This is a genomic window from Saccharothrix sp. AJ9571, assembly GCF_021725495.1.
Taxonomy (GTDB): Bacteria; Actinomycetota; Actinomycetes; order Mycobacteriales; family Pseudonocardiaceae; genus Amycolatopsis; species Amycolatopsis magusensis.
The window spans coordinates 7886671-7907078 of record NZ_CP091382.1 but is presented as its reverse complement, the minus strand read 5'-3'; the positions used below and the strand labels follow the sequence as shown (position 1 = coordinate 7907078).

Annotated in this window: 19 protein-coding genes and 1 pseudogene; 9 read left to right on the top strand and 11 right to left on the bottom strand. The window is 70.8% G+C overall.

The genetic code is table 11. From position 1 onward, the window contains the following. Positions 1 to 45: 45 nt before the first annotated feature. Positions 46 to 501 carry a carboxymuconolactone decarboxylase family protein gene (locus L3Q67_RS35585; protein WP_499185797.1) on the bottom strand — a complete coding sequence of 152 codons (456 nt, stop codon included), beginning with the start codon at positions 499 to 501 and terminating at the stop codon, positions 46 to 48. A gap of 165 nt (positions 502 to 666) precedes the next feature. On the opposite strand from L3Q67_RS35585, the gene L3Q67_RS35580 reads away from it, so the two are divergent. After that, positions 667 to 2910, top strand: a complete 2244-nt coding sequence (locus L3Q67_RS35580) for an ATP-binding protein (protein WP_499185796.1) — start codon at positions 667 to 669, stop codon at positions 2908 to 2910. Positions 2911 to 2919: 9 nt separating this feature from the next. Here the strand turns inward: L3Q67_RS35580 and L3Q67_RS35575 are convergent, their stop codons facing one another. After that, on the bottom strand, positions 2920 to 3765 hold the full coding sequence (locus L3Q67_RS35575) for a helix-turn-helix domain-containing GNAT family N-acetyltransferase (RefSeq protein ID WP_499185795.1): 846 nt from the start codon (positions 3763 to 3765) through the stop codon (positions 2920 to 2922). A gap of 103 nt (positions 3766 to 3868) precedes the next feature. Between L3Q67_RS35575 and L3Q67_RS35570 the strand changes: the two genes are divergently transcribed. Genes L3Q67_RS35570 through L3Q67_RS35560 form a run of 3 tightly spaced genes read left to right on the top strand, consistent with a single transcriptional unit; the run spans position 3869 to position 7478 of the window. Continuing rightward, positions 3869 to 5197, top strand: coding sequence for an NAD(P)/FAD-dependent oxidoreductase (locus tag L3Q67_RS35570; RefSeq protein ID WP_499185794.1), 1329 nt, complete (start codon positions 3869 to 3871; stop codon positions 5195 to 5197). Further along, entirely contained in the window at positions 5194 to 6414 is a 1221-nt protein-coding gene (locus tag L3Q67_RS35565; RefSeq protein WP_499185793.1) for an MFS transporter, read from the top strand. The genes L3Q67_RS35570 and L3Q67_RS35565 overlap by 4 nt, the downstream gene beginning before the upstream one ends. Then, positions 6411 to 7478, top strand: a complete 1068-nt coding sequence (locus L3Q67_RS35560) for a flavin-containing monooxygenase (protein WP_499185792.1) — start codon at positions 6411 to 6413, stop codon at positions 7476 to 7478. Before L3Q67_RS35565 ends, L3Q67_RS35560 begins: the two co-directional genes overlap by 4 nt. Here L3Q67_RS35560 and L3Q67_RS35555 read toward each other — a convergent pair. Further along, positions 7475 to 7828: a low molecular weight phosphatase family protein gene (locus L3Q67_RS35555; protein ID WP_499191720.1), complete on the bottom strand. Its 354-nt coding sequence runs from the start codon at positions 7826 to 7828 to the stop codon at positions 7475 to 7477. The genes L3Q67_RS35560 and L3Q67_RS35555 overlap by 4 nt on opposite strands. Before the next feature lie 108 nt (positions 7829 to 7936). On the opposite strand from L3Q67_RS35555, the gene L3Q67_RS35550 reads away from it, so the two are divergent. Next, complete coding sequence (locus tag L3Q67_RS35550) at positions 7937 to 8257, top strand: ArsR/SmtB family transcription factor (protein WP_499185791.1); 321 nt, start codon at positions 7937 to 7939, stop codon at positions 8255 to 8257. Further along, a complete protein-coding gene (gene arsB / locus L3Q67_RS35545; protein ID WP_499191719.1) occupies positions 8248 to 9318 on the top strand; it encodes an ACR3 family arsenite efflux transporter in 1071 nt (356 codons plus the stop codon). Before L3Q67_RS35550 ends, arsB begins: the two co-directional genes overlap by 10 nt. Before the next feature lie 35 nt (positions 9319 to 9353). Here the strand turns inward: arsB and L3Q67_RS35540 are convergent, their stop codons facing one another. Further along, positions 9354 to 10202 (bottom strand): helix-turn-helix domain-containing protein, encoded by an 849-nt coding sequence (locus L3Q67_RS35540; protein ID WP_499185790.1) that lies wholly within the window; start codon positions 10200 to 10202, stop codon positions 9354 to 9356. Between the two features lie 144 nt (positions 10203 to 10346). Between L3Q67_RS35540 and L3Q67_RS35535 the strand changes: the two genes are divergently transcribed. The 3 genes from L3Q67_RS35535 (at position 10347) to L3Q67_RS35525 (ending at position 15294) form a co-directional block, all read left to right on the top strand. After that, a complete protein-coding gene (locus tag L3Q67_RS35535; protein WP_499185789.1) occupies positions 10347 to 11390 on the top strand; it encodes a saccharopine dehydrogenase family protein in 1044 nt (347 codons plus the stop codon). A gap of 299 nt (positions 11391 to 11689) precedes the next feature. Beyond that, positions 11690 to 14359, top strand: a complete 2670-nt coding sequence (locus tag L3Q67_RS35530) for an ATP-binding protein (RefSeq protein ID WP_499185788.1) — start codon at positions 11690 to 11692, stop codon at positions 14357 to 14359. Positions 14360 to 14538: 179 nt separating this feature from the next. After that, positions 14539 to 15294 (top strand): GAF and ANTAR domain-containing protein, encoded by a 756-nt coding sequence (locus L3Q67_RS35525; protein WP_499185787.1) that lies wholly within the window; start codon positions 14539 to 14541, stop codon positions 15292 to 15294. Between the two features lie 88 nt (positions 15295 to 15382). Here the strand turns inward: L3Q67_RS35525 and L3Q67_RS35520 are convergent. The 7 genes and pseudogenes from L3Q67_RS35520 to L3Q67_RS35490 form a co-directional block, all read right to left on the bottom strand. Beyond that, a pseudogene (locus L3Q67_RS35520) lies at positions 15383 to 15707 on the bottom strand (helix-turn-helix domain-containing protein). Positions 15708 to 16454: 747 nt separating this feature from the next. Continuing rightward, a complete protein-coding gene (locus L3Q67_RS35515; protein WP_499185786.1) occupies positions 16455 to 17096 on the bottom strand; it encodes a hypothetical protein in 642 nt (213 codons plus the stop codon). Between the two features lie 69 nt (positions 17097 to 17165). Next, positions 17166 to 17603, bottom strand: a complete 438-nt coding sequence (locus tag L3Q67_RS35510) for an ATP-binding protein (protein ID WP_499185785.1) — start codon at positions 17601 to 17603, stop codon at positions 17166 to 17168. Between the two features lie 85 nt (positions 17604 to 17688). Next, positions 17689 to 18396, bottom strand: coding sequence for a GAF and ANTAR domain-containing protein (locus L3Q67_RS35505; protein ID WP_499185784.1), 708 nt, complete (start codon positions 18394 to 18396; stop codon positions 17689 to 17691). 104 nt (positions 18397 to 18500) lie between these two features. After that, the gene (locus tag L3Q67_RS35500; RefSeq protein ID WP_499185783.1) at positions 18501 to 18902 is read right to left on the bottom strand and encodes an STAS domain-containing protein; all 402 of its coding nucleotides are present in this window, start codon (positions 18900 to 18902) and stop codon (positions 18501 to 18503) included. Between the two features lie 218 nt (positions 18903 to 19120). After that, the gene (locus L3Q67_RS35495; RefSeq protein ID WP_499185782.1) at positions 19121 to 19492 is read right to left on the bottom strand and encodes an STAS domain-containing protein; all 372 of its coding nucleotides are present in this window, start codon (positions 19490 to 19492) and stop codon (positions 19121 to 19123) included. A 237-nt stretch (positions 19493 to 19729) separates the two neighbouring features. Further along, positions 19730 to 20386 carry a hypothetical protein gene (locus L3Q67_RS35490; RefSeq protein WP_499185781.1) on the bottom strand — a complete coding sequence of 219 codons (657 nt, stop codon included), beginning with the start codon at positions 20384 to 20386 and terminating at the stop codon, positions 19730 to 19732. Between the last annotated feature and the right edge of the window lie 22 nt (positions 20387 to 20408).

The window sequence follows — 20408 nt, the reverse complement described above, 5'->3', positions numbered from 1 at the left end:
TCGTTCCTTTCGGGGTCTTCGTGGCTTTCGGGGGCCGGTTCCGGATCACCACTGGCCGGCCTGCTGGCGGGTCGGGGCGTTGAGCCGGTTGAACGCGTTGGTGATGGCGATGTTGAGCAGCAGCGCGGCCAGTTCCTTCTGGTCGAAGTGCTTGGCGGCCACGTCCCAGACCTGGTCCGGAACCGGGTCCGGCCGGTCGGCGAGCCGCGTCACGGCTTCCGTCAGTGCCAGCGCGGCGCGCTGCTCGTCGCTGAACCACGGCGTTTCGCGCCACGCGGCGACGGCGTGCACCTGTTCGTCGGTCACCCCGTGCCGGCGTGCCTGCTGGACGCCGCCCACCACGCACGGGCCGCAGCCGTTGAGCTGGCTGGCCCGGAGGTGGCTCAGCGCCAGCAGCCCGCCGTCCACCCCGGCGCCCGCGATGGCCCGGTTGACCGCCATCAGGGCTTCCATCGCGTCGGGGACCAGCATCGCCGGGTTCGGCATGCGCTCGGTGGGCATCGGTTTCTCCTTGGTCGGTTCGTCTCGCTGACAAGAACGAGCTGACCACCGGCGCACCCCGGCCCGCGCCCTCCGTGGGACACCGTGGGACAGCAGGAACGCTCTGAACAGCGCGAACGTGGCGTTGATCCGGTTCGGCGGGGCGGGACGGTTACGGTGTTCCCCGTGTCCAGCCCCCAGGAGCGACTGGTCGCCCAGCTCGCCAGGATCAAGGAACTGAGCGGTCTCAGCCTGCGTGCCCTCGCCACCGAGTCGGGGTTGAGCAGTTCGTCGCTGTCGCGGTACCTGACCGGCAGGCTCGTGCCGCCGTGGGAAGCCGTCGTGGCGTTGTGCCGGGTGGTGGCGCGCGACCCGCGGCCGTTGCGCCCGCTGTGGGCGGAGGCGGCCAAGGCCGGCGCGGCGCCCCCGCCCCGCCGCAACGACCTGCCCGCCGACCTGTTCGACTTCACCGGCCGGGAAGCGGAGTCCGCGCTGGTCGAGGAACTGCTGCGCACCGCGGGCGCGGTCGCGGTCGACGGCATGGGCGGGGTGGGCAAGACGAGTCTCGCGGTGCACGTGGGCCACCGGCTCGCCCCGGCGTACCCGGACGCCGGGCTCTACCTCGACCTGCACGGCTTCACCCCGGGCCAGGAACCGCTGGCACCGGGGACCGCGCTGGGCAGGCTGCTGGCCGCGCTCGATGTCGCGCAGCCGCCTGCCGACACCGCCGAGCGCGCGGCGCTCTGGCGTTCGGAGCTGTCCCGGCGGCGGGTGCTCGTGGTGCTCGACAACGCTGTCGACGCCGAGCAGGTGCGACCGCTGCTGCCCGGTGCGGGGAAATCCGCGGTCCTGATCACCAGCCGCCATCGGCTGGTCAGCCTGGACGGAGTGCCGCCGGTGTCGCTGGAACCGCTGGGCGACGGCGACGCGGCGCACCTGTTCGGCAGGGCGGCCGGGCTCACCCTCGCCGAGGAGGAGGCCCTCGGCCAGGTGCTGGAGCAGTGCGGCGGGCTTCCGCTGGCGCTGCGGATGGCGGGCGCCCGGCTCCGCCACCGTCCGGGGTGGACGGTCGCGGTGCTCGCCGAACGCCTGCGCGACAACGCCGGGCGCTTCGACTCGGTGTTCGGCATGTCCTTGCGGCAACTGGACGGGACCCAGCGCCGGGTGTTCCGGCTGCTGGGTGTGCTGCCGGGTGAGGACTTCGACGCCGCGGTCGCCGGTGTGCTCGCCGGTTCACGCCCGGCGGAGGTGGACGCGGTCCTGGAGGAACTGCTCGACGCCCACCTGGTCCAGGAGCTTTCCCCTGGCCGGTACCGGATGCACGACCTGATCCGGCGCTACGCGGCGGACCTCGCCGCGGACGAGGACGGGGCTCAGGCCGACGTCGCGTTGCGCCGGGTGCTGAACCACTACCTCGCCCAGGCTGTCGCGCACGACGCGACGTTGCCGTCGCCGCATCGCCCGCGACCGTCGCCGGGGGATCCGGCACGGGCGATGGCCTGGTTCGACTTCGAGTACACGAACCTGGTCGCCGCCTTCGACGCCGCCGTGCGGCTCGGTGTGGACGAGGTGGTGGCCGAACTGCCGCGGGCCATGCGGGTCTGGTTCTTCCGGCACCGCGGCAGCGACGACCAGGCCCGGTTGCTCGAAGCCGCCGCTGCCGCCGCGGGACGGCTCGGGCGCCACCAGGACCGGGCCGCACTGCTCTCGGACCTGGGCTTCGCCCACGCCGCCGCCGGACGCCTCGCCGACGCGCTGTCCGCCTACGACCAGGCCGAGCGCGCCGAACCGGACGAGCAGCTCGCCGCCGGCCTGGCGCTGCGCACCGGCTTCGCGCGGCGCGATCTCGGCGACCTCGACGCGGCACAGGCGCAGTTCCGCCGGGCGCGCGAGTTGTTCGAAAAGCTCGGGCAACGGGCCGGGCAGGCCCAGGCCCTGGCCTTCGACGGCTGGGTGACCCTCCACCTCGGCAGGCCCGGCGACGCCATCGACCTCGCCCGCGCGTCCGTGGCCATGGCCGACGGGCCCGCGCGGATCACCGGACTGGTCACCCTCGGCGTCGCACTCGCACCGGACGACCCGGCGGAATCACTGCGCACCCTGCACGACGCGCTGCACGTGGCCGAGCGGCACAACCTGCCGCACAATCAGGCGTGGTGCCACAACTACCTCGGCGTCGCGCTGCGCGTCACCGGGTCGGCCGAGCAGGCCCTCGAACACCACCGGCGGGCGTTGGAATTGCTGGAACCACTGACCGAGGTGCAACTGGAAATCGACTGCCTGCACACCTACGCCGAAACCTGCCGCGTCGCGGGCCGCCACGACGAGGCGCTCGCACTCCTCGATCGCACCATCGCACTCGCCAGGAAACTGGACCGGCCCCACGATGAAAACCTCGCCCTCAGCGCACGGGAGGCCCTCACCGCTTGAAGTTCGCCGCTATCCGCTGTCGCCGCCCGACTTTTCGGTGCGGCGTTCGAGGAGGATGGTGTCGTGCCAGGTTCCGTGGCGTTCGGCGATGCGTTCGCGGACGCCGACGGTGCGGTAGCCGGCGGAGTGGTGCAGGGCGATGGCGGGGCGGTTTTCGGTGAGGATGGTGGTTTGGAGGGTCCAGAGGCCGTTGTGGTCGGCGGTGGTGACTTGTTTGTGGAGGAGGGTTTTGCCGATGCCGCGGCCGCGGTGTCGGGTGTCGACGTAGACGGAGGTTTCGGCGACTCCGGTGTAGTGGTCGTGGGTGGATATGGGTGCGGCGGCGGTCCAGCCGACGACGTGGCCGTCGAGTAGTGCGACCCAGCGGTGTGCGGGGTGCCAGTAGGCGTTGAGGGTGTCGCGGGTGGGCACGGTGGTGTCGAAGGTGGCGATGCCGGTGTCGATGCCTTCGCTGTAGATGCGCAGGACGTCGTTCCAGTCCTCGTCGATCATGGCGCGCACGGTGATGTCGGTGGGTAGGTCGCTGGGGCAGCAGGGGCGGGGTGCGAGCAGGCCCATGACCGCGTCGGCGGCTTGGGGGAAGCCGGTGCAGCAGGCGGCGTTGATGGTGACGATGGTGGCGGTGCGTTCACGCCGGAGTCGCACGAAGCCGACGTCGGCGAGTTTGCGGATGTGGTGGGAGCAGGTGGATTGGCTGATGCCCAGGGCCTCGGTCAGCTCGCCCACGGTCACACCGCTGGGCGCGGTGGCCACCGTGTGCAGCAGCCGCACGCGCGTGGGCTCGGCCAGGCAGGCGAACCACTCCGCGTAGGTGGTGGCTTCGGTGATCGGCAGTTCAACCGGGGCGAGCGTCATTCCCTCAGTATCGACGGAAATCGATGGTTGCGTCAATCGACCACCGTCGATACAGTCCTCGGCAACGTTGAATCGATAGCCGTCGATGCTAGGAGTGATCGAGTTGACTGAGTGGCCGGTAGTAGTGGTCGGAGCTGGGCCCGTGGGGCTGGCGGCAGCGGCTGAGCTGCTCGAACGTGGCCTTGAGCCGCTGGTGTTCGAGCGTGGGGAGCAGGCGGGAGCGGCGGTGGCGCAGTGGCACCACGTGCGCTTGTTTTCGCAGTGGTCGGAGCTGGTGGCCCCGGCTGCCAGGCGGCTGCTGGAGCCGGCGGGCTGGTCGCGTCCCGAGGGCTATCCGACGGGTGAGGAGTGGGCGCGGCTGTACCTGCGGCCGCTGGCGGCGGCGCTGGGGGAGCGGGTCCGGTTCGGCACCGAGGTGATCGGCGTGGCCCGCCGTGGCCGGGATCGGGTGGTCGACGCCGGGCGGGACAGCGAGCCGCTGACCGTGCACGTCCGCGAGGCCGACGGCACCGAGCGGCGGGTCACCGCGCGGGCGCTGATCGACGCTTCAGGTACCTGGACCGGCCCGAACCCGCTGGGCGGTGACGGGCTGCCCGCACTCGGCGAGCACGCGGCGGCCGACCGGATCGCCTACCAGCCCCCGAATCTGGCGGATCCGGCGGTGCGGGCGCGGTATGCGGGCAAGCACGTGGCGATCGCCGGGAGCGGGCACTCGGCGCTGACCGCGCTGGTCGCCTTGACCGAACTGGCGCAGGACGAGGCCGCCACGCGGATCAGCTGGATCGTGCGCCGCGGGGCGGCGGGCAACGTCTTCGGCGGTGGCGAGGCCGACCAGCTTCCCGCACGGGGAGCACTGGGGCTGCGCGCCAAGCGAGCCGCCCAGGACGGGCACGTCCGCGCGGTGACCGGTTTCCGCACCGAAGTCGTGGAACGCGCCGGCGACGGGCGCCTGACTTTGGTGTCGGATCAGGGAAACCGGGTGGAGCAGATCGACGAAGTCTTGGTGCTGACCGGTTTCCGGCCGGATCTGTCGTGGCTGTCGGAGCTGCGGCTGGAACTGGACGCGACCCTGCAGGCGCCGGTGCGCCTGGCGCCACTGGTGGATCCGAACGTGCATTCGTGCGGCACGGTGTATCCGCACGGGGTCAAGGAGCTGGCGCACCCGGAGCCGGGCGTGTTCCTGGCCGGGATGAAGAGCTACGGCCGGGCCCCGACGTTCCTGGCGATGACCGGCTACGAGCAGGTGCGCAGCATCGCCGCCGCCCTCGCCGGAGACCAGGCCGCGGCCGAGCGCGTCGAGCTGGTGCTGCCGGAAACCGGCGTCTGCGGTGGATCCGGCGTGTTCGACGCCGACCCTGCCGGCAGCGGTTGCTGCGGCGCGCCTGCCGAGCCGGAGACGTTGACCCTGGCGGCTCCCGCGCCGAGGGCGTGAGCACGAGCACGACGGTGCGGCCCGCGCTCAGCCGCCGCGGGCTGCGCCGCGTGCTGGCCACGCTGTGCCTGACCGAGATCACCAGCTGGGGCGTGCTCTATTACGCGTTCCCGGTGCTGGGACCGGAGATCGCGCGCTCGACCGGCTGGTCGCTGCCGTGGATCACGGCGGGGTTCTCGGCGGGGCAGCTCACCGCCGCGCTGGTCGGCATCCCGGTCGGGCGGTGGCTGGATCGGCACGGCCCGCGGTGGGTGATGACCGCGGGCTCGGTGCTGGGGGTGCCCGCGGTCGTGCTGATCGCGCTCGCGCCGGGCCTGGGCTGGTTCCTCGCCGCGTGGGTGGTGGCCGGGGTCGCGATGGGCGCCACGCTCTACCCACCGGCGTTCGCCGCGCTGACCCGCTGGTACGGGCCGCGGCGGGTCAAGGCGCTGACCGTGCTCACCCTGGCCGCCGGCTTGGCCAGTACCGTGTTCGCGCCCTTGACCGCCGCGCTGGTGTCGCAAGTGGACTGGCGGCAGACGTACCTGGTGCTCGCGGGAATCCTGGCGGTGATCACCATCCCGGGGCACCTGTTCGGGTTGCGGGGACCTTGGCCTGCCGCCGAGGGCAGGGATGCGGGATCCGGCTCGGCCGATCCAGCCCGGATCGCGCGCAGCCGGGCGTTCCTGGTGCTCACCGCCGCGTTGGCGCTGACCGCGTTCGGGGCGTTCGCCGCAGTGGTGAACCTGGTGCCGCTGCTGACCGAACAGGGGGTGAGCAGCGGCACCGCGGCGATCGCGCTCGGGCTCGGGGGTGCCGGGCAGGTGCTGGGGCGGCTCGGGTTCTCCACGTTGGTGAAGTGGACCGGCGTGCGCACCCGGACCCTGCTGGTCCTGCTCCTGTCGGCGGCGACCACGGCCGTGCTCGGGTTGGTCACCTCGGTCGTGGCGTTGATCGGCGCGGCGATCGTGGCGGGCATGGCCCGCGGGGTCTTCACCCTGGTGCAGGCCACCGCGATCACCGACCGCTGGGGCGCGGCGCACTACGGCAGGCTCACCGGCCTGCTCTCCGCCCCGCTGACGGTCACCATGGCGTTCGCGCCGTGGGCCGGGGCCGCCCTCGCCGGTGCACTCGGCGGCTACTCCGAACTTTTCCTCGTGCTGGGCGGGATCACCGCGGTCGCCGCGGTGGTCAGCCTCGCCGGCACACCACCAACTTCTTCTGGGAGGACTTCATGAACGACGTGGTCATCATCGGGGGCGGCCAGTCCGGCCTGTCCGCCGCCCGCGCGCTCAACCACCACGGGATCCGGCCGATCGTGCTCGAAGCCGGTGCTGAACCGACCGGCTCGTGGGCCGATTACTACGACAGCCTGACCGTGTTCTCACCCGCGCGGTACAGCGGCATGCCCGGCCAGGACTTCCCCGGCGAGCCGGAGAACCACCCGCACCGCGACGAGGTCGTCGCCTATCTGCGCCACTACGCCACCACTCTCGACGCGGACATCCGCACCGGCGTCACCGTGACCGCGGTCGAAAACAGTCCGGCTGGGTTCGTCGTGCGCACCGCCACCGGCGAGAGCATCACGGCGACCGGGGTGATCGCCGCGACCGGCTCGTTCGGCAACCCGCACCGGCCCGGACTACCCGGCCAAGACGGTTTCACCGGGCGGGTGCTGCACGTGGCCGACTACCGCAACCCCAAGCCGTACCACGGAGAACGCGTCGTCGTGGTCGGCGGCGGCAACTCCGGCGTGCAGGTCGCCTACGAACTCGCCGAACACGCCGACGTCACCCTGGCCACCCGGACACCGGTCAACTTCCTCCCGCAACACCGCGACGGCCGCGACGTCCACCACTGGCTGGTCGAATCCGGATTCGACCGGCTCCCACCCCAGTGGCTGATCCACTACCTCGGCGGCCCGCTGGTGATGGACACCGGCGACTACCGCGCCGCCATCGACTCCGGCCGCCTGCACCGCCGCGACATGTTCACCGACTTCGACGGCGACCGGGTCATCTGGCCCGACGGCGAACGAGAGCACGTCGACACCGTGCTGTTCGCCACCGGCTACCGCCCCGACCTCGGCTACCTCGAACCCCTGGACACCCTGCAGGACGGCATGCCCCTGCACACCGGTGGCCTCTCCATGACCCACCCCGGCCTGGGCTACGTGGGCCTGGAATTCCAGCGCTCCTTCTCCTCCAACACCCTGCGCGGCGCCCACCGCGACGCCGAGCACGTCGCCGCCGCGCTGGCCGCCCACGTGCACGACGCACCCACGACGGTCGGAGTCCGTTAAGCGGCCGGATCGAGCAGCTCGGCGATCAGGGCGCGGACCCGGCGGTCGATGTCGTCGCGGATGGGGCGGACGGCCTCGATCCCCTGACCGGCGGGGTCGTCGAGCTGCCAGTCGAGGTAGCGCTTGCCGGGGAAGACCGGGCAGGTGTCGCCGCAGCCCATGGTGATCACCACGTCCGAAGCTTCGACATCGGCGGTGGACAGCTTGGAGGGGAGCTCGGCGGTGATGTCCAGGCCCCATTCGGCCAGTGCCTGGGCCGCGGCCGGATTGACTTCATCCGCCGGTTCGGACCCGGCCGAGCGCACCCGGATCCGGCCCAGGGAATAGTGCTGCAACAGCGCGGCGGCCATCTGGGACCGGCCGGCGTTGTGCACGCAGACGAACAGGACTTCAGGCAAGGTCGTTCCTCTTCCTCGGGGCACCACGGTGGGATCAGTCTAGCCTGATATCATCGCCGCATGATGTCAGTACCCGCTGACGTGTTGCCGGTGGAGTTGCTGCGCCTGGTGGCCGACCCGCTGCGCGCCCGGATCATCGGCCTGCTCGCCCGCGAGACGCTGTGCACCACGCACCTGGTGGAGGAGACCGGCGCGAGCCAGACCAACGTGTCCAACCACCTCAAGCTGCTGCGGGAGGCCGGTCTGGTCACCACCGAACCGTGTGGCCGCTACACCTACTACACGCTGCGACCCGCGGTCCTGCGCACCTTGGGTGCGACGTTCACCGCACTCGCCGACACCGCCGAAGCCAACGTCGAGAGCAAGAGGGCCTGTCCGTGACCCAGACCGCCGAACCGGACGTGCTGCGAAAACTGTCCTTCCTGGACCGCTTCCTGCCGGTGTGGATCATCGCCGCCATGGGCGCCGGGCTCCTGCTCGGCACCGTCGTGCCCGGCCTGCAAGGGGTACTGGAGGCGGTGAAGATCGGCGGCGTCTCCGTGCCGATCGCCCTCGGGCTGCTGCTGATGATGTACCCGGTCCTGGCCAAGGTGCGCTACGACCGCCTCGGCACCGTCACCCGCGACCGGCGCACCCTCGTCCTTTCGCTGGTGCTGAACTGGCTCATCGGCCCGGCGCTGATGTTCGCCCTGGCCTGGCTGCTGCTGCCCGACCTGCCCGAGTACCGCACCGGACTGATCATCGTCGGCCTCGCGCGCTGCATCGCCATGGTGATCATCTGGAACGACCTGGCCTGCGGCGACCGCGAAGCCGCCGCCGTGCTGGTCGCGCTGAACTCGGTGTTCCAGGTGCTCATGTTCGGCGTGCTGGGCTGGTTCTACCTCGACCTGCTCCCCGGCTGGCTCGGGCTGCACAGCGAAGCCGTGCAGTTCTCGTTCTGGGAGATCGTGCTCAACGTCGTGGTCTTCCTCGGCATCCCGCTGCTGGCCGGTTACCTGACCCGCCGCTTCGGCGAGAAGACCAAGGGCCGCACCTGGTACGAAGGCAAATTCCTGCCCCGCATCGGCCCGATCGCGTTGTACGGCCTGCTTTTCACCATCGTCGTGCTCTTCGCGTTGCAGGGCGAAACCATCACCTCCCAGCCCCTCGACGTCGTGCGCATCGCACTGCCGCTGCTGGTCTACTTCGCCGTCATGTGGGCCGGTTCCTACGCACTCGGCAAGGCCGCCGGGCTCACCTACGAACGCACCACCACCCTCGCCTTCACCGCCGCGGGCAACAACTTCGAACTCGCCATCGCCGTCGCCATCGGCGTCTTCGGCGTGACGTCCGGACAGGCGCTGGCCGGGGTGGTGGGTCCGCTGATCGAGGTGCCCATGCTCGTCGCCCTGGTCTACGTCAGCCTCTGGCTGCGCAAACGCTGGACCGCCGAACGCCGGTGAAACAGGACCGCGAAGGTTGCCGGTCAGCCTGGGCGCTACCAGGATCGCGTGGTCGAAAGCAGTTGGAGTGCGGTGTGGGCGGCGCTGCCGGTTCGCGCGCTGTAGAGCAGGATCGAGTGGTCGGTGCCGTCGCCGAGGGTCAGGGTTTCCAGTTCGAGGGCGAGTTCCCCGACCTCGGGGTGACGCAGGTGGCGGGTCCCGTAGGCGTGGCGGGCGACTGGGTGTTCGGCCCAGAGGGTGGCGAATTCGGGGCTGTTGATGCTGAGGTCCCCGATCAGCTCGGTCAGCCTGCGGTCGCCGGGATGGGCGGCGGTGCTCACCCGCAGCGCGGCCACGGCGCACGTCGCCGCGGTCGGCCAGTCGGGGTGGAGGTCGCGGTGGTGGGGATCGAGGAACAGCATCCTGATCAGGTTGGGCCGCTCAGCCGGGTGATCGGGTGCCGCGGGGTCGAGGTGCGCGGCGAGCAGCCGGTGGCCGAGTGCGTTCCAGGCGAGCACCTCGGTGCCGATGCCGAGCACGACGGCGGCCACGTCGCCCAGGTTGTCGAGGAGTTGCCGGGTACCTGAGCGGGCCTGGGCCGGTTTGGGTGCGCGGCGTGGTTTCGCCGGTTGTGGCTGGGCGAGGCGATGCAGGTACGCCCGTTCGTCGTCGGTGAGGCGCAGCGCGCCCGCGAGGGCGTCCAGGACGACCGGGGACGCCTGATGGCTGTGCCCCTGCTCCAGCCGGGTGTAGTAGGTGGCGCTGACCCCGGCGAGCTGCGCCAGTTCTTCGCGGCGCAAGCCGGTCACCCGGCGTGTGCCGTAGGAAGTGATGCCCGCTGCCTCCGGCGTGAGCCCGCCGCGCCGGGTGCGCAGGAAATCGCCCAGGGTCGTGCTGTCCCGCATGCCTGCCAGTCTGCCCGTCCCGCCCGCCTCGTGACTGTCCCTGCCAGTGCCAGGCAGCGCGTGACCACTCACCGCAGGGTGTCGCGGCAGCGGGACGGGGCCGGTGGACTGGCGGCACAACCACTTCGGAAAAGGGACTTTGACATGAAGATCGCTGTCTACGGCGCGAGTGGCTTCACCGGCAAGCTGGTGGTCGCCGAACTGGCTCGCCGGGGCATCACCGGCGTAGCGGCAGGCCGGGACGCCGAGCGCCTGCGTGCGGTGGCCGAGCGGTGGCCTGGCGCGCGCTGGGTCGCGGCCGAGGTGACCGACCCGGCGGCGCTGGTCGCCGCGTTCCGCGGGTGCGACGTGGTGATCAGCGCGGTGTCGCCGTTCATCCGGCACGGCGAGCCGGTGGTGCGCGCCGCGATCCAGGCCGGCTGCCACTACGTCGACACCAGCGGTGAGCAACTGTTCGTCAAGCGGGTTTTCGACGTCCACCACGAGGACGCGGTGCGGGCGGGAGTCACTGTCGTGCCCGCGGTGACCGACGACGGGCTGCCGGGCGACCTGATCGCCCACCTGGTGGGGGAGCGGGCGGCACCGGCCGGCCTGCTCACGATCGCCGACCTGCGCGGCTTGTCGGAGGTCTCCCGTGGCACCGCCACCATGGCTCTGGAGAACAAGGGCGTGCTGACCGAGCAGGCCCTCAGCTACCACGACGGGGAGTGGCGCACCGACCTTCCGCTGACCCGCTCCACGGTGCCCGTGCCCGATTCGCCCACCGGCCGGTCCGTGGTGAAGTTCGCCGTCCCTGGCACCGTCACCGTGCCGCGGCACGTGTCCGCCCAGCGCATCGAAGGCGCGGTCACGGCCGAGGTCGCGGCGGCCTTCACCACCGTCACGCCCGCGATGGTGGAAAGCCTGCCCGAAGGCCCCGGCGACGACGCTCGGCGAGCGAGCCGGTGGATGATGGCCGCTCACGCCACCGGCCACGACGGGCGCGAAGCCACCGGGGCTGTGTGGGGCAACGATCCCTACGGCAGCACGGCGGTGGTCGCGGTCGAGATGGCCCAGCGGCTGACCACGGACGGCGCCGCACCGGGCGTGCTCGCCCCGGCGCAGGCCGTCGACCCCTCCACCTTCCTCGACGCCCTCGCCGTACACGGCATCCGGTGGAGCATCCAGGACGAAGGAGCGCGGCGCTGATGGCGAGGCCCTGGACGATGAGCGCGCCCGGCCGTGACCGGCCGTCGCGCTGATATCGCGTGCTCATCGACAAGGCGGCCTGCGCGCCGGTCGCTGGAGGACCCGGTGCTGTTCGACGAGATCGTGCGGACGTGCCCGTCCGGTGAACCCGCGCGCTGACCGGACGGTCGACCGGTTGGGTGGACTCGTACGGCCGAACGAGGGACTGCCGGGTCGAAGGCCGCGAAGTCCGCCGGTGCTGGTCGTAGAACTGCGGTTCATCGGCGCACCACGCGGTCTCCACCGGGCGGAGGGGTGGCATGAGGCGGCACGCGGTTCACCGCACGATGGTCCTGGTCGACGTGGAGGGCTTCGGCGCTCCGGTACGGACCCTGCCCCACCAGCTCGGTACCCGCGCGGCGCTGTACGCGGTGGTCGGTGCAGCGCTGGCGGCGGCCGGGGTGCCGTGGGACGACTGCTACCACGAGGACCGGGGCGACAGCGTGTTCGTGCTGGTTCCACCAGAGCATCCGAAGGCACCGTTGGTGGAGGTGCTGCCCGAGGCGCTGGCGCGTGCGGTGCGCGAGCACAACAACGCCGGCCCTGACGCCGCACGAGCCCGGTTGCGGCTGGCGGTGCACGCCGGTGAAGTCGCCTTCGACGAGCACGGGGTCACCTCCACCGCGCTGACCACCGGGTTCCGCCTGCTCGACGCGGCTCCGTTGAAGAAGGCTCTGGCGGACTCGCCCGGGGTGGTGGCGATGATCGTGTCCCGGCTGGTCTTCGACGAGGTCGTGCGGCACTGCGCCACGGTGGACGCGGCGACGTTCCGCCCGGTCGAGGTGACGGTGAAGGAGCACCGGGACCTGGCCTGGATCGCCCTGCCCGACCACCCGTACCACCCCGATCACGCCGTACTCGCCGAAAACCGGGCGTTGCCGGGTATCGCGCCGGGCGAGCCCGTCCCGCGCCAGCTCGGGTCCGCCCCGGCGGAATTCGTCGGCCGTGCCGAGGAGTTCGCCGCGCTCGACCGGGTTCTCGCCGCCGCCGGTTCCCCGGGGTGGGACGGCGGCCACGACACGGGGGCGACGGCGGTGATCTCCGCGATCGGCGGTACCGGCGGCATCGGCAAGACGTGGCTCGCCCTGACCTGGGCCCACCGCAACCTGCACCGGTTCCCCGACGGGCAGCTCGCGGTGGACCTGCGCGGTTTCAGCTCCGGTGAGCCCCGGCATCCCGCCGACGCGCTGGCCGATTTCCTCGCCGCACTCGGCGTCGACCGCGACCACCAGCCCACGGACCTCGACGCCCGCGTCGCGCTCTACCGCACCCACACCACCGGCAAGCGGATGCTCATCCTGCTGGACAACGCCGCCGCTCCCGACCAGGTGGTGCCCCTGCTGCCCGGTGGCACCACCTGCACCGTCCTGATCACCAGCCGCGATCGGCTCCGCGGTCTCATCGCCCGCCACAGCGCCCGCCCCGTCCACCTCGACGTGCTCGCCGACACCGAAGCCCGCGTCCTGCTCGACACCGCGCTCGGCGACACCCGCGCCGGCACCGGTGCCGAGCGGGCGCTCACCGAGCTGATCGGCCTGTGCGGCGGCTTCCCGCTGGCGCTCGGCCTGATCGCCGCCCGCATCCGCGACCAGCCCGAGCTGCTGGAAGACCTCGTCGGCGAACTGCGCGACCTCGGCCTGGACGCCCTGGACTTCGCCGACCCGGCCGCCAGCCTGCCCACCGTCCTGTCCTGGTCGCTGCGCCACCTCACCGAAACCCAGCGCACCCTGTTCGGGCTGCTCGGTGTGGCCCCCGGTCCCGACACCACCCTGCCCGCCGTGGTCTCCCTCACCACCCTGAGTCCAGCCCTCGCCCGCAAGGCGATGACCGCGCTGGAGGAGGCGTCGCTGATCCAACGGCGGCCGCACGGCCGCTACGTGATGCACGACCTGGTCCGCGACTACGCCGCCGCCACCGCCCACGACCTGCCCGGCGACGTGCGGGACGCGGCCCTGGTGCGGGTGATGGACTTCCACCTGCACACCGCCCACGCCGCCGACCGCCTCCTGGAACCCCAACGCCAGCTGTTGCCCGCCGATCCGCCCGCGCCCGGCGTCCAGCCGCACTCGTTGCCCGACGCCGCGGCCGCGATGGTGTGGTTGGAGGCCGAGCACGCCACGCTCCTCGCCACCCAGCGCACCGCGGTCGCCCTCGGCCGTCACCACGTCGTCTGGCACCTCGCCAGGGCACTGGACACCTTCCACCTCCGGCGCGGGCACCGGCACGACGCGCTCGCCACGTGGCGGGCCGCACTGGGCGCCGCGGGCGGCCTGCCCGACCCCGCCACCCGTATCCGCGCTCACCGGCACCTCGGCCGCGCCTACTCCCGGCTGGGCGTGCACGAGGAAGCCGCCGCCCACCTGGACCAGGCCCTCTCCCTGGCCGTGCACCACCACGATCGCACCCAGCAGGCACACACCCACCAGGCGCTCGCGACAACCTGGGAACGGCGGGGGGACGACCGGCGGGGCCTGGACCACGCCCGGCAGGCCCTCGATCTCTACCGCACCCTCGACCATGCGACGTGGGAAGCCGACATGCTCAACGGGGTGGGCTGGTACTCCGCGCGCCTGGGCGACTTCGACACCGCCCGCGACCACTGCCGCGCCGCACTCGCCCTGCACCGGGAGCTTCGCAACGCCACCGGCGAGGCGGCCACCCTGGACAGCCTCGGGTTCATCGCCCACCGCACCGGCGACCACCGCCTGGCCGTCGACCGGTACCAACAGGCCCTCGCTCTGCGTCGCGCCCTCGGCGACGCCTACGAGGTCGCGGGCACGCTCGAGGGCGCGGGCCACTCCCACGCCGCACTCGGACAACACGAACAGGCGCGCGAGGTCTGGCGGGAGGCAGTGGCGCTGTACCGAGGGCAAGGACGCGACACCGACGCCGAACGCGTGCAAGAGCAACTCGGCAACCTCGACGGCTGAACTCCTGGTCCGACGTCGAGAGGTTTCAGCATGTCGGTGATCACAGGTCGCGTGGTGGGGCGGCGTGTGGGGTATGTCTGTACTGAGGTCGCCAGGCCCCGGGCCGGCCTTGCCGGTCGGGTCCGTTGAGGGGTGCCGGGAGTGGCGTTCCCGTGCGCGAGGAGTGAAAGGTAGTGCCCGTGATCGTGGAACGGCCGGATCCGCTGGCGCGGTTGGACGCCACCACGGAAGCTGTTCTCGTCCTGCAGGAGATCGCGGCTGCCGAGGAGCCGCTGGATGACGTTCTGGGCCGGGTCGGGGCGACGGCCGCCCGCGCGCTGCCCGGCGCCGATGGGGCGACGATCACCGTGCTGACCGGGGAGGAACCCCGCACGGCGGCGTGGACCGATCGGCGGCTGGTCGACATCGACGCCGGGCAGTATGCCGGGAGTCGTGGTCCCTGCTTGGAGGCCGCGCGGACGCACCGGACCGTGCGGACGGTGGTGAGCGCGTGCCACCGGCAGTGGCCGGAGTTCGCCGCCGCTGCCGAGGAGGCGGGGATCCGTGCCACGTTGTCCGCGCCCTTGCTGGTGGGTGCCGAAGACGGCGGGGAACTGGTCGGCTCGCTCAACATCTACAGTCGCACCGCCGCGGCGTTCGATCCCTTCGATGAGGGGTTGTTGCGCCTGTACACCGCCGCAGCCGCGGCCGCGATCATCAACGCACGCCGCTGGCAGCAGTCACGGGAGAAGACCACCGGGTTGGAAACCGCGCTCACCTCACGGGCCGAGATCGACCAGGCCAAGGGCATTCTGATGGCGCTGCACGGGTACAGCGCCGACGAAGCCTTCGCGCAGATGGTCAAGCAGTCCCAGCACAGCCAGATCAAGGTCAACCAGCTGGCCCGGAACCTGCTCGCCTCGGTCCGCATCGACGGCGAAGCACCATCGACGTGAAGAGGCCGACACCACCGACGGCGCCGAGTGCGGTGGAGATCGGCCGTCGCGGGTGTACCACCGGTGCCCGGCGGTACACCCCACGTTCTCAGTGTTGGAGTTGTCGTCCGACGTCGCGGTGCTGGGCTTGGTGAAGCTGGTCTTCTAGGGAGACGATGCGGCACGCCGCGTCGACGGCGGTGCCCTGATCGACCAGTTCCCGCACCCGCGCGGCGATGCGCAACTGGTGGCGGGAATAGCGGCGATGCCCACCGGCGGAGCGCTGGGGTTCGATCAGGCCGAGCTCCGTCCAGGCTGCGCAGGAAATTCTGGCTGGTGCCGAGCATGTCGGCGGCCCGCCCCATGGTGTAGGCCGGGTAGTGCTCGTCATCGAACTTGCCGGTCGTCGCCGGGTCTTGTTGGTCAGGGATCATTCCACCTCCACATCACGAAGAACCCCGGGTGCCGACACGGCACCCGGGGTTCCAGGGGTCGAGAGTTCACCATTGTCAACCGGCCCGACGGCCGGTGAATTACACCCGCGGAGCCCAGCCGTGAGACCGGTTGTGCGGGGATCGCTGATTCGTAACCGAGAACCACCTGCCAATCCGATGGGACTGCGGTACCCGCGCGGCCCTGCTGCACAGCCGCGGCGGGCGATCCAATGATGCGCCCTTTCCCTTCTATCCGGTGTTTCTTCCTTGCCTTGCACTGCTGTCGCGATCACCACCGGCCAGAACCCCTTACCGAGATCGGCCCCAGCACGCGTGGTGCCGCAGGCCCGGTGCGCCGCAGCCACAAAATCCTGCTCGGCTTCGGCACACCCGGCCGTCTTCACTTCATACTGCGAACTTCACTTCATACTGCAAAACTGCGAACTTCACTTCGTATTGCGTACTTCACTGCATACTGCGAACTACGGGTATCGCCATCACTGCACTTCCACGGACGCTGTTGCTCCGTCCGCGTCTTGCACTACTCGACCGGGACCGGTTACTTCCGTCTTCACTGCGTGGCCCCGGATACTGCTCCCGGTCACGGCCGGAATCCCGATCCTGCCTGGGTTCCCCCTCGCGTGACCGTCCTGTCTCATATCGCGGGTAGTTACGTCCTCTCCCGCGCCACTTGACGTTGTCTCTCTCCGTACGAGCAGAACACTACACACACCCGGCGGCGAATGTCTACCCCGCCCGGCATAGATTTCCTCCGCAGCTGGAGTGCGGCTGTCTGACCTGGCGAAGGTGCAGGTCAGCCGGGGCCGGACTACCCCGGCACGAACGTCCTGGCTTGCTAACGTGTGCTGGGGTGGCCAGAAGGTCCTGTGCCCGAGAACGGCGGTGCGCGTCATGTCCGGTGGCGAGAAGAAGCCGGGTGCTCGGCGGTAGCAGGCGGCTGGAGGCCACGACCGCGCGTTGACCGGCAGGGAAGCGGGACTCGCTGAACGTGATCTCAAGGCCGATCAGCGGGACCGGGCAGCCGATGAACGGGAGCAGTTGGCGGATCGGCGGGAAGAAGCCGAGGATGACCGCGAGCGGCTCGCGGATGAACGGGAGTCGGTCGCCGATACCCGCGAAGAAGCACTGGTGGACCGTCAGCGGCGGTTGGACGAGCACAGCCGGCGACGCGTCGCCCGCAGTGCCGAGCAGATCGAACTCGCGCAAGCCACGTTGGACCGTGCGCGGCAGAGCCTGGCGCGCACCGAGAGGTACCTTCGGGCGAGTACCTACCGGGCAGCCCTCGAGCAGGCCGAGGTCGACCGCGAAACCGCCGCCACCGACAGGATGAAGCAGGAAGCGCTGCGCGACGCGCAGGAGGTCCCGCACCCCTCAGCCTTTAGCGGGCAGGGGAGCAGCCCGCGGTGCGGCCGGGCACAGGCAGGCCCACGCCGGGGATCAGGAGGCCACCCAGGGCCACACCATGCGCACGGTGGTCCCGGTCGGGGTGCTGGTGACCGCCGCTTCGGGCACCACAGCGCGGATCATCGGCAGGCCACGGCCGCCGGAGGGACGTGCCGGTCCCTCACGCCAGTGACCGGTGTCGCTCACCACGATGGTGAGGAATCCGGGCTCCAGGTGCGCGGCCAGCGTCATGGTCCCGTCCTCGCGGGCGGGGTAGGCGTGTTCGACCACGTTGGCCATGGCCTCGTACACGGCGAGCCGGATGTCATCGGCCAGCCTGTCGGACACGCCGAGGGTGCTCAGCCATTCGGCGAGCACCTCGCGCAGCACACTCGCCTGAGCCGCGACCGCGGCGACCTCCCGCAACAACGACAGCGACGATCCTCGGGATGTTTCCGCGCCCTTGTCGGCTTGGGGATCGGGCGCGGTCATGGTCGTCCTCGCTGGGGCACAGCCCGGAGTGTATCTCGCCCTGCCCGGTGCCGGACCAACTCGTCAGTAGGGCCGTGAGCAGGAGTCACTCCGCCGGGGAGTCGAGGCGGAGTTGCCGGTTGAGCACGGCGCGCGCGACCTCGGTCAGCGGCAGGTGCGCGCTGAAGGCGTGCGCGCGTAACCGCAGCAGAGCGTCTTTCATGCTGATCCGGAGCTCGGCGGCCAGCAACCCGGTCGCGATGTTGACCTCGTCGTAGAAGCCTGGGGCGTCCTCCCGCGTCCACAGCGGGGCGTCACCGCTGCGGCTCTCGGCGGCCAGTGCGGTGGTGGCTATCTCCGCCAGCGTGGCGGCGTCGCGGATCCCGCCGGGGCCGAGCGGGCCGGGGCGTCGGCGGTACAGGGTGAGGGTGCCCATCCGGATCGCCCCGGTCTGCAACGGGAACGCGAACGCCGAGCCCACTGCGAGGGACGCCACTTCGTCGGCGAGACCGGGCCAGCGGGCCTGCTCGGCCCGCAGATCGGTGACCAGCACCGGTTCCCCGGTGGCGAAGGCCGCGACTCCCGGGCCCTCGCCCACGGTGTACTGCGCTTCCTCCAGTGACTCCGCCCAAGCGTCACTGGCCGCGATGAGGTCCTGCGAGGTGGCGCCGCGCACGGTGATCGCCGCCGCGTCGATCTCGAGGTGCTCGGCGGCGACCGCGCAGGCCACCCCGGCCCAGCCGGAAGCCGCCGTGCGAAGGTCCGCTCGCTCGGTGACCAGCCGCCACAGCCGATCCTGGCACTGCCCGTCCACCACTTGCCACCTCCAGCCGGCAACCACTGAGCCGGCAGCCCTGACAAGAACCATTTTCGCGCATCATCCCCGACACCGCCGCGCATCCGGAGCAGGCGACGTGATCAGGCGCGATGGTCTTCATGTCCGAAGTGGAGCGGGCACTCCCGCGGTGACTCGGAGACCGGGCCGTGGAGGGGCAGGATCGGTTCCAGCTTGAGTAGTTCGATGAGCCGTTGGACGGCTGGGGAGCGGCGGGGGATGAGGTAGGGGATGTCGGCGGTGCGTGCGTGCAGGGCGGTGTCGACGAGTGCGCGGATGCTGTGGGCGGAGCAGAAGGTCACTGCGGCGAGGTCGATGATCAGGGCTCGTGGCAGGAGCCGGAGTTCCTGGTGCAGACATTGCCGTAGGCGGGCGGTGCAGCTCCAGTCGAGTTCGCCGGTGATGGCGATCCTGGTCGCCGCGGTGGTGGTGGTCACCGACGCGGTGGTCAGCGGGTTGAGCGGGATCGTGGTGGTGGAGTTCATGAGCGTGCTCCAGTGGCGGGAGGTCGTCCTGCCTGGCATGCCGACCTGACCCAGCGATTTCAGCCGTGTCCTGAGGGCGTGGCTGCCGGTTTGAACCACGTCACCCCCGGGAAACCCATTCGGCTCATTTCCTAAACCTGCCGAGCACTGGCTGCTACCTCGGGAACCCGGTTTCCCAGGACGTCCAGCGGCCGGCCGTCGAGGGAAGCGCGGAGCGCTCAGGTCAGGTCTTCGAGGGCGGCTGTGGTGGAAGGGTAGAGAGCCAGTATCCGGTCCAGCGCGGTCACTTCGATGGCTCGTCGCACGGGGCGTGAAGGAGCGCAGATCGCGAGGCGCGCGTTGCTGCTTTGAGCCTGGCGGTGTGCTTCGACGAGCTGGGACAGCCCGCTGCTGCCCAGGAACGGAACGCCCGCGAGGTCGAGGAGCACGAGGTCCGGTGACTGCGCCCATGCCTGGTCCAGTGCGGTGGCGAACTGGGTGTCGGTGAGGACGTCGACGGCGCCGGTCACCGCGAGCAGCACCACTCCGGCCGAGGGAGCCGACACGGAGGTGCGCAGTTGCGAAGCCGTGGGGTTGGCGGGGTCGGGCACGGTACTACTCCAGCTGGCTGTGAGCGGGGCAGGGGCACAGTCGCAACTTCACCGTAGAGAGTGACAGCCGGCGCCTCAACCACGGATTCCGCCGTCGATGGGTGTGCCCCGTCCATCGGACAGCGTCATAGTTTATCGCTCGCGTGGGGAAGACTCATGACCAACTCCGCGTCGACGGCGCGGGCGCGGTGCTGGACATGAGCCTCACCGGTTCGATCGGATGGTGGTCCGGGCTCCTTACAACCCCGTCACCTTGACGGGGAATTGGTCGATGGTGGCGATCGTGGTGGCCGGATCGTCCGGCCGGATCAGGGTGATCGGGTCCTGCAGTTGCAGGAGATCGCCGTCGGGCGGGAACTTGGCCGGGGTTCCGCTGAGCTTCATCGGCTCCTTGGTGACCAGCACCAGCGGTTGGTCGATCCGGTTCCCCGGCTGGTCGATGGTCACTTCGAGGTTCAGCACCATGGCCTGCTCGTACTTCGGCGGAAGCGTGCCGGTCATCTTCAGCACGCTCTGAGGGTTCGCGTCGTCGCCGTGGTGCTCGATGGTGACCGTGCCGCCGTTCGGCAGGTCGGCGGTCAGCCGGTGGCTGACCGCTTTCAGTTTCACCGAGTTCGCCGGGTCGGCCGAATTGGTTTCGACTCGTACCGTGGACTCGCCGCTGAAGTTCGTCTCGACCTGTTCGCCCTGGATGGTCATCCGTGCTTTATCGACAATTATTTCGGCCTTGATTTCGGTGCCTGCCGTCGGCAGTGAACCCTGCCGGGTGGCCTGGGCGGACGGCCCGGCGAGCAGGCTTCCGGCCAGCACTCCGACGACACCGAGTGCCGCCACGGTGGTGCCTTTCCGGAAGTTCCGGCGTCCGGTGCCGAGGTTCCGGTGTGCTGCGTTCATCGTTTTCCTCCATTGCGAAATT

Coding starts and splice junctions, on each gene's coding strand:
- L3Q67_RS35585 (WP_499185797.1), bottom strand. CDS start 501: ATGCCCACCGAGCGCATGCCGAACCCGGCGATGCTGGTCCCCGACGCG.
- L3Q67_RS35575 (WP_499185795.1), bottom strand. CDS start 3,765: ATGACGCTCGCCCCGGTTGAACTGCCGATCACCGAAGCCACCACCTAC.
- L3Q67_RS35560 (WP_499185792.1), top strand. CDS start 6,411: ATGAACGACGTGGTCATCATCGGGGGCGGCCAGTCCGGCCTGTCCGCC.
- L3Q67_RS35555 (WP_499191720.1), bottom strand. CDS start 7,828: ATGGCCGCCGCGCTGTTGCAGCACTATTCCCTGGGCCGGATCCGGGTG.
- L3Q67_RS35550 (WP_499185791.1), top strand. CDS start 7,937: ATGATGTCAGTACCCGCTGACGTGTTGCCGGTGGAGTTGCTGCGCCTG.
- L3Q67_RS35540 (WP_499185790.1), bottom strand. CDS start 10,202: ATGCGGGACAGCACGACCCTGGGCGATTTCCTGCGCACCCGGCGCGGC.
- L3Q67_RS35535 (WP_499185789.1), top strand. CDS start 10,347: ATGAAGATCGCTGTCTACGGCGCGAGTGGCTTCACCGGCAAGCTGGTG.
- L3Q67_RS35530 (WP_499185788.1), top strand. CDS start 11,690: ATGAGGCGGCACGCGGTTCACCGCACGATGGTCCTGGTCGACGTGGAG.
- L3Q67_RS35510 (WP_499185785.1), bottom strand. CDS start 17,603: ATGACCGCGCCCGATCCCCAAGCCGACAAGGGCGCGGAAACATCCCGA.
- L3Q67_RS35500 (WP_499185783.1), bottom strand. CDS start 18,902: ATGAACTCCACCACCACGATCCCGCTCAACCCGCTGACCACCGCGTCG.
- L3Q67_RS35490 (WP_499185781.1), bottom strand. CDS start 20,386: ATGAACGCAGCACACCGGAACCTCGGCACCGGACGCCGGAACTTCCGG.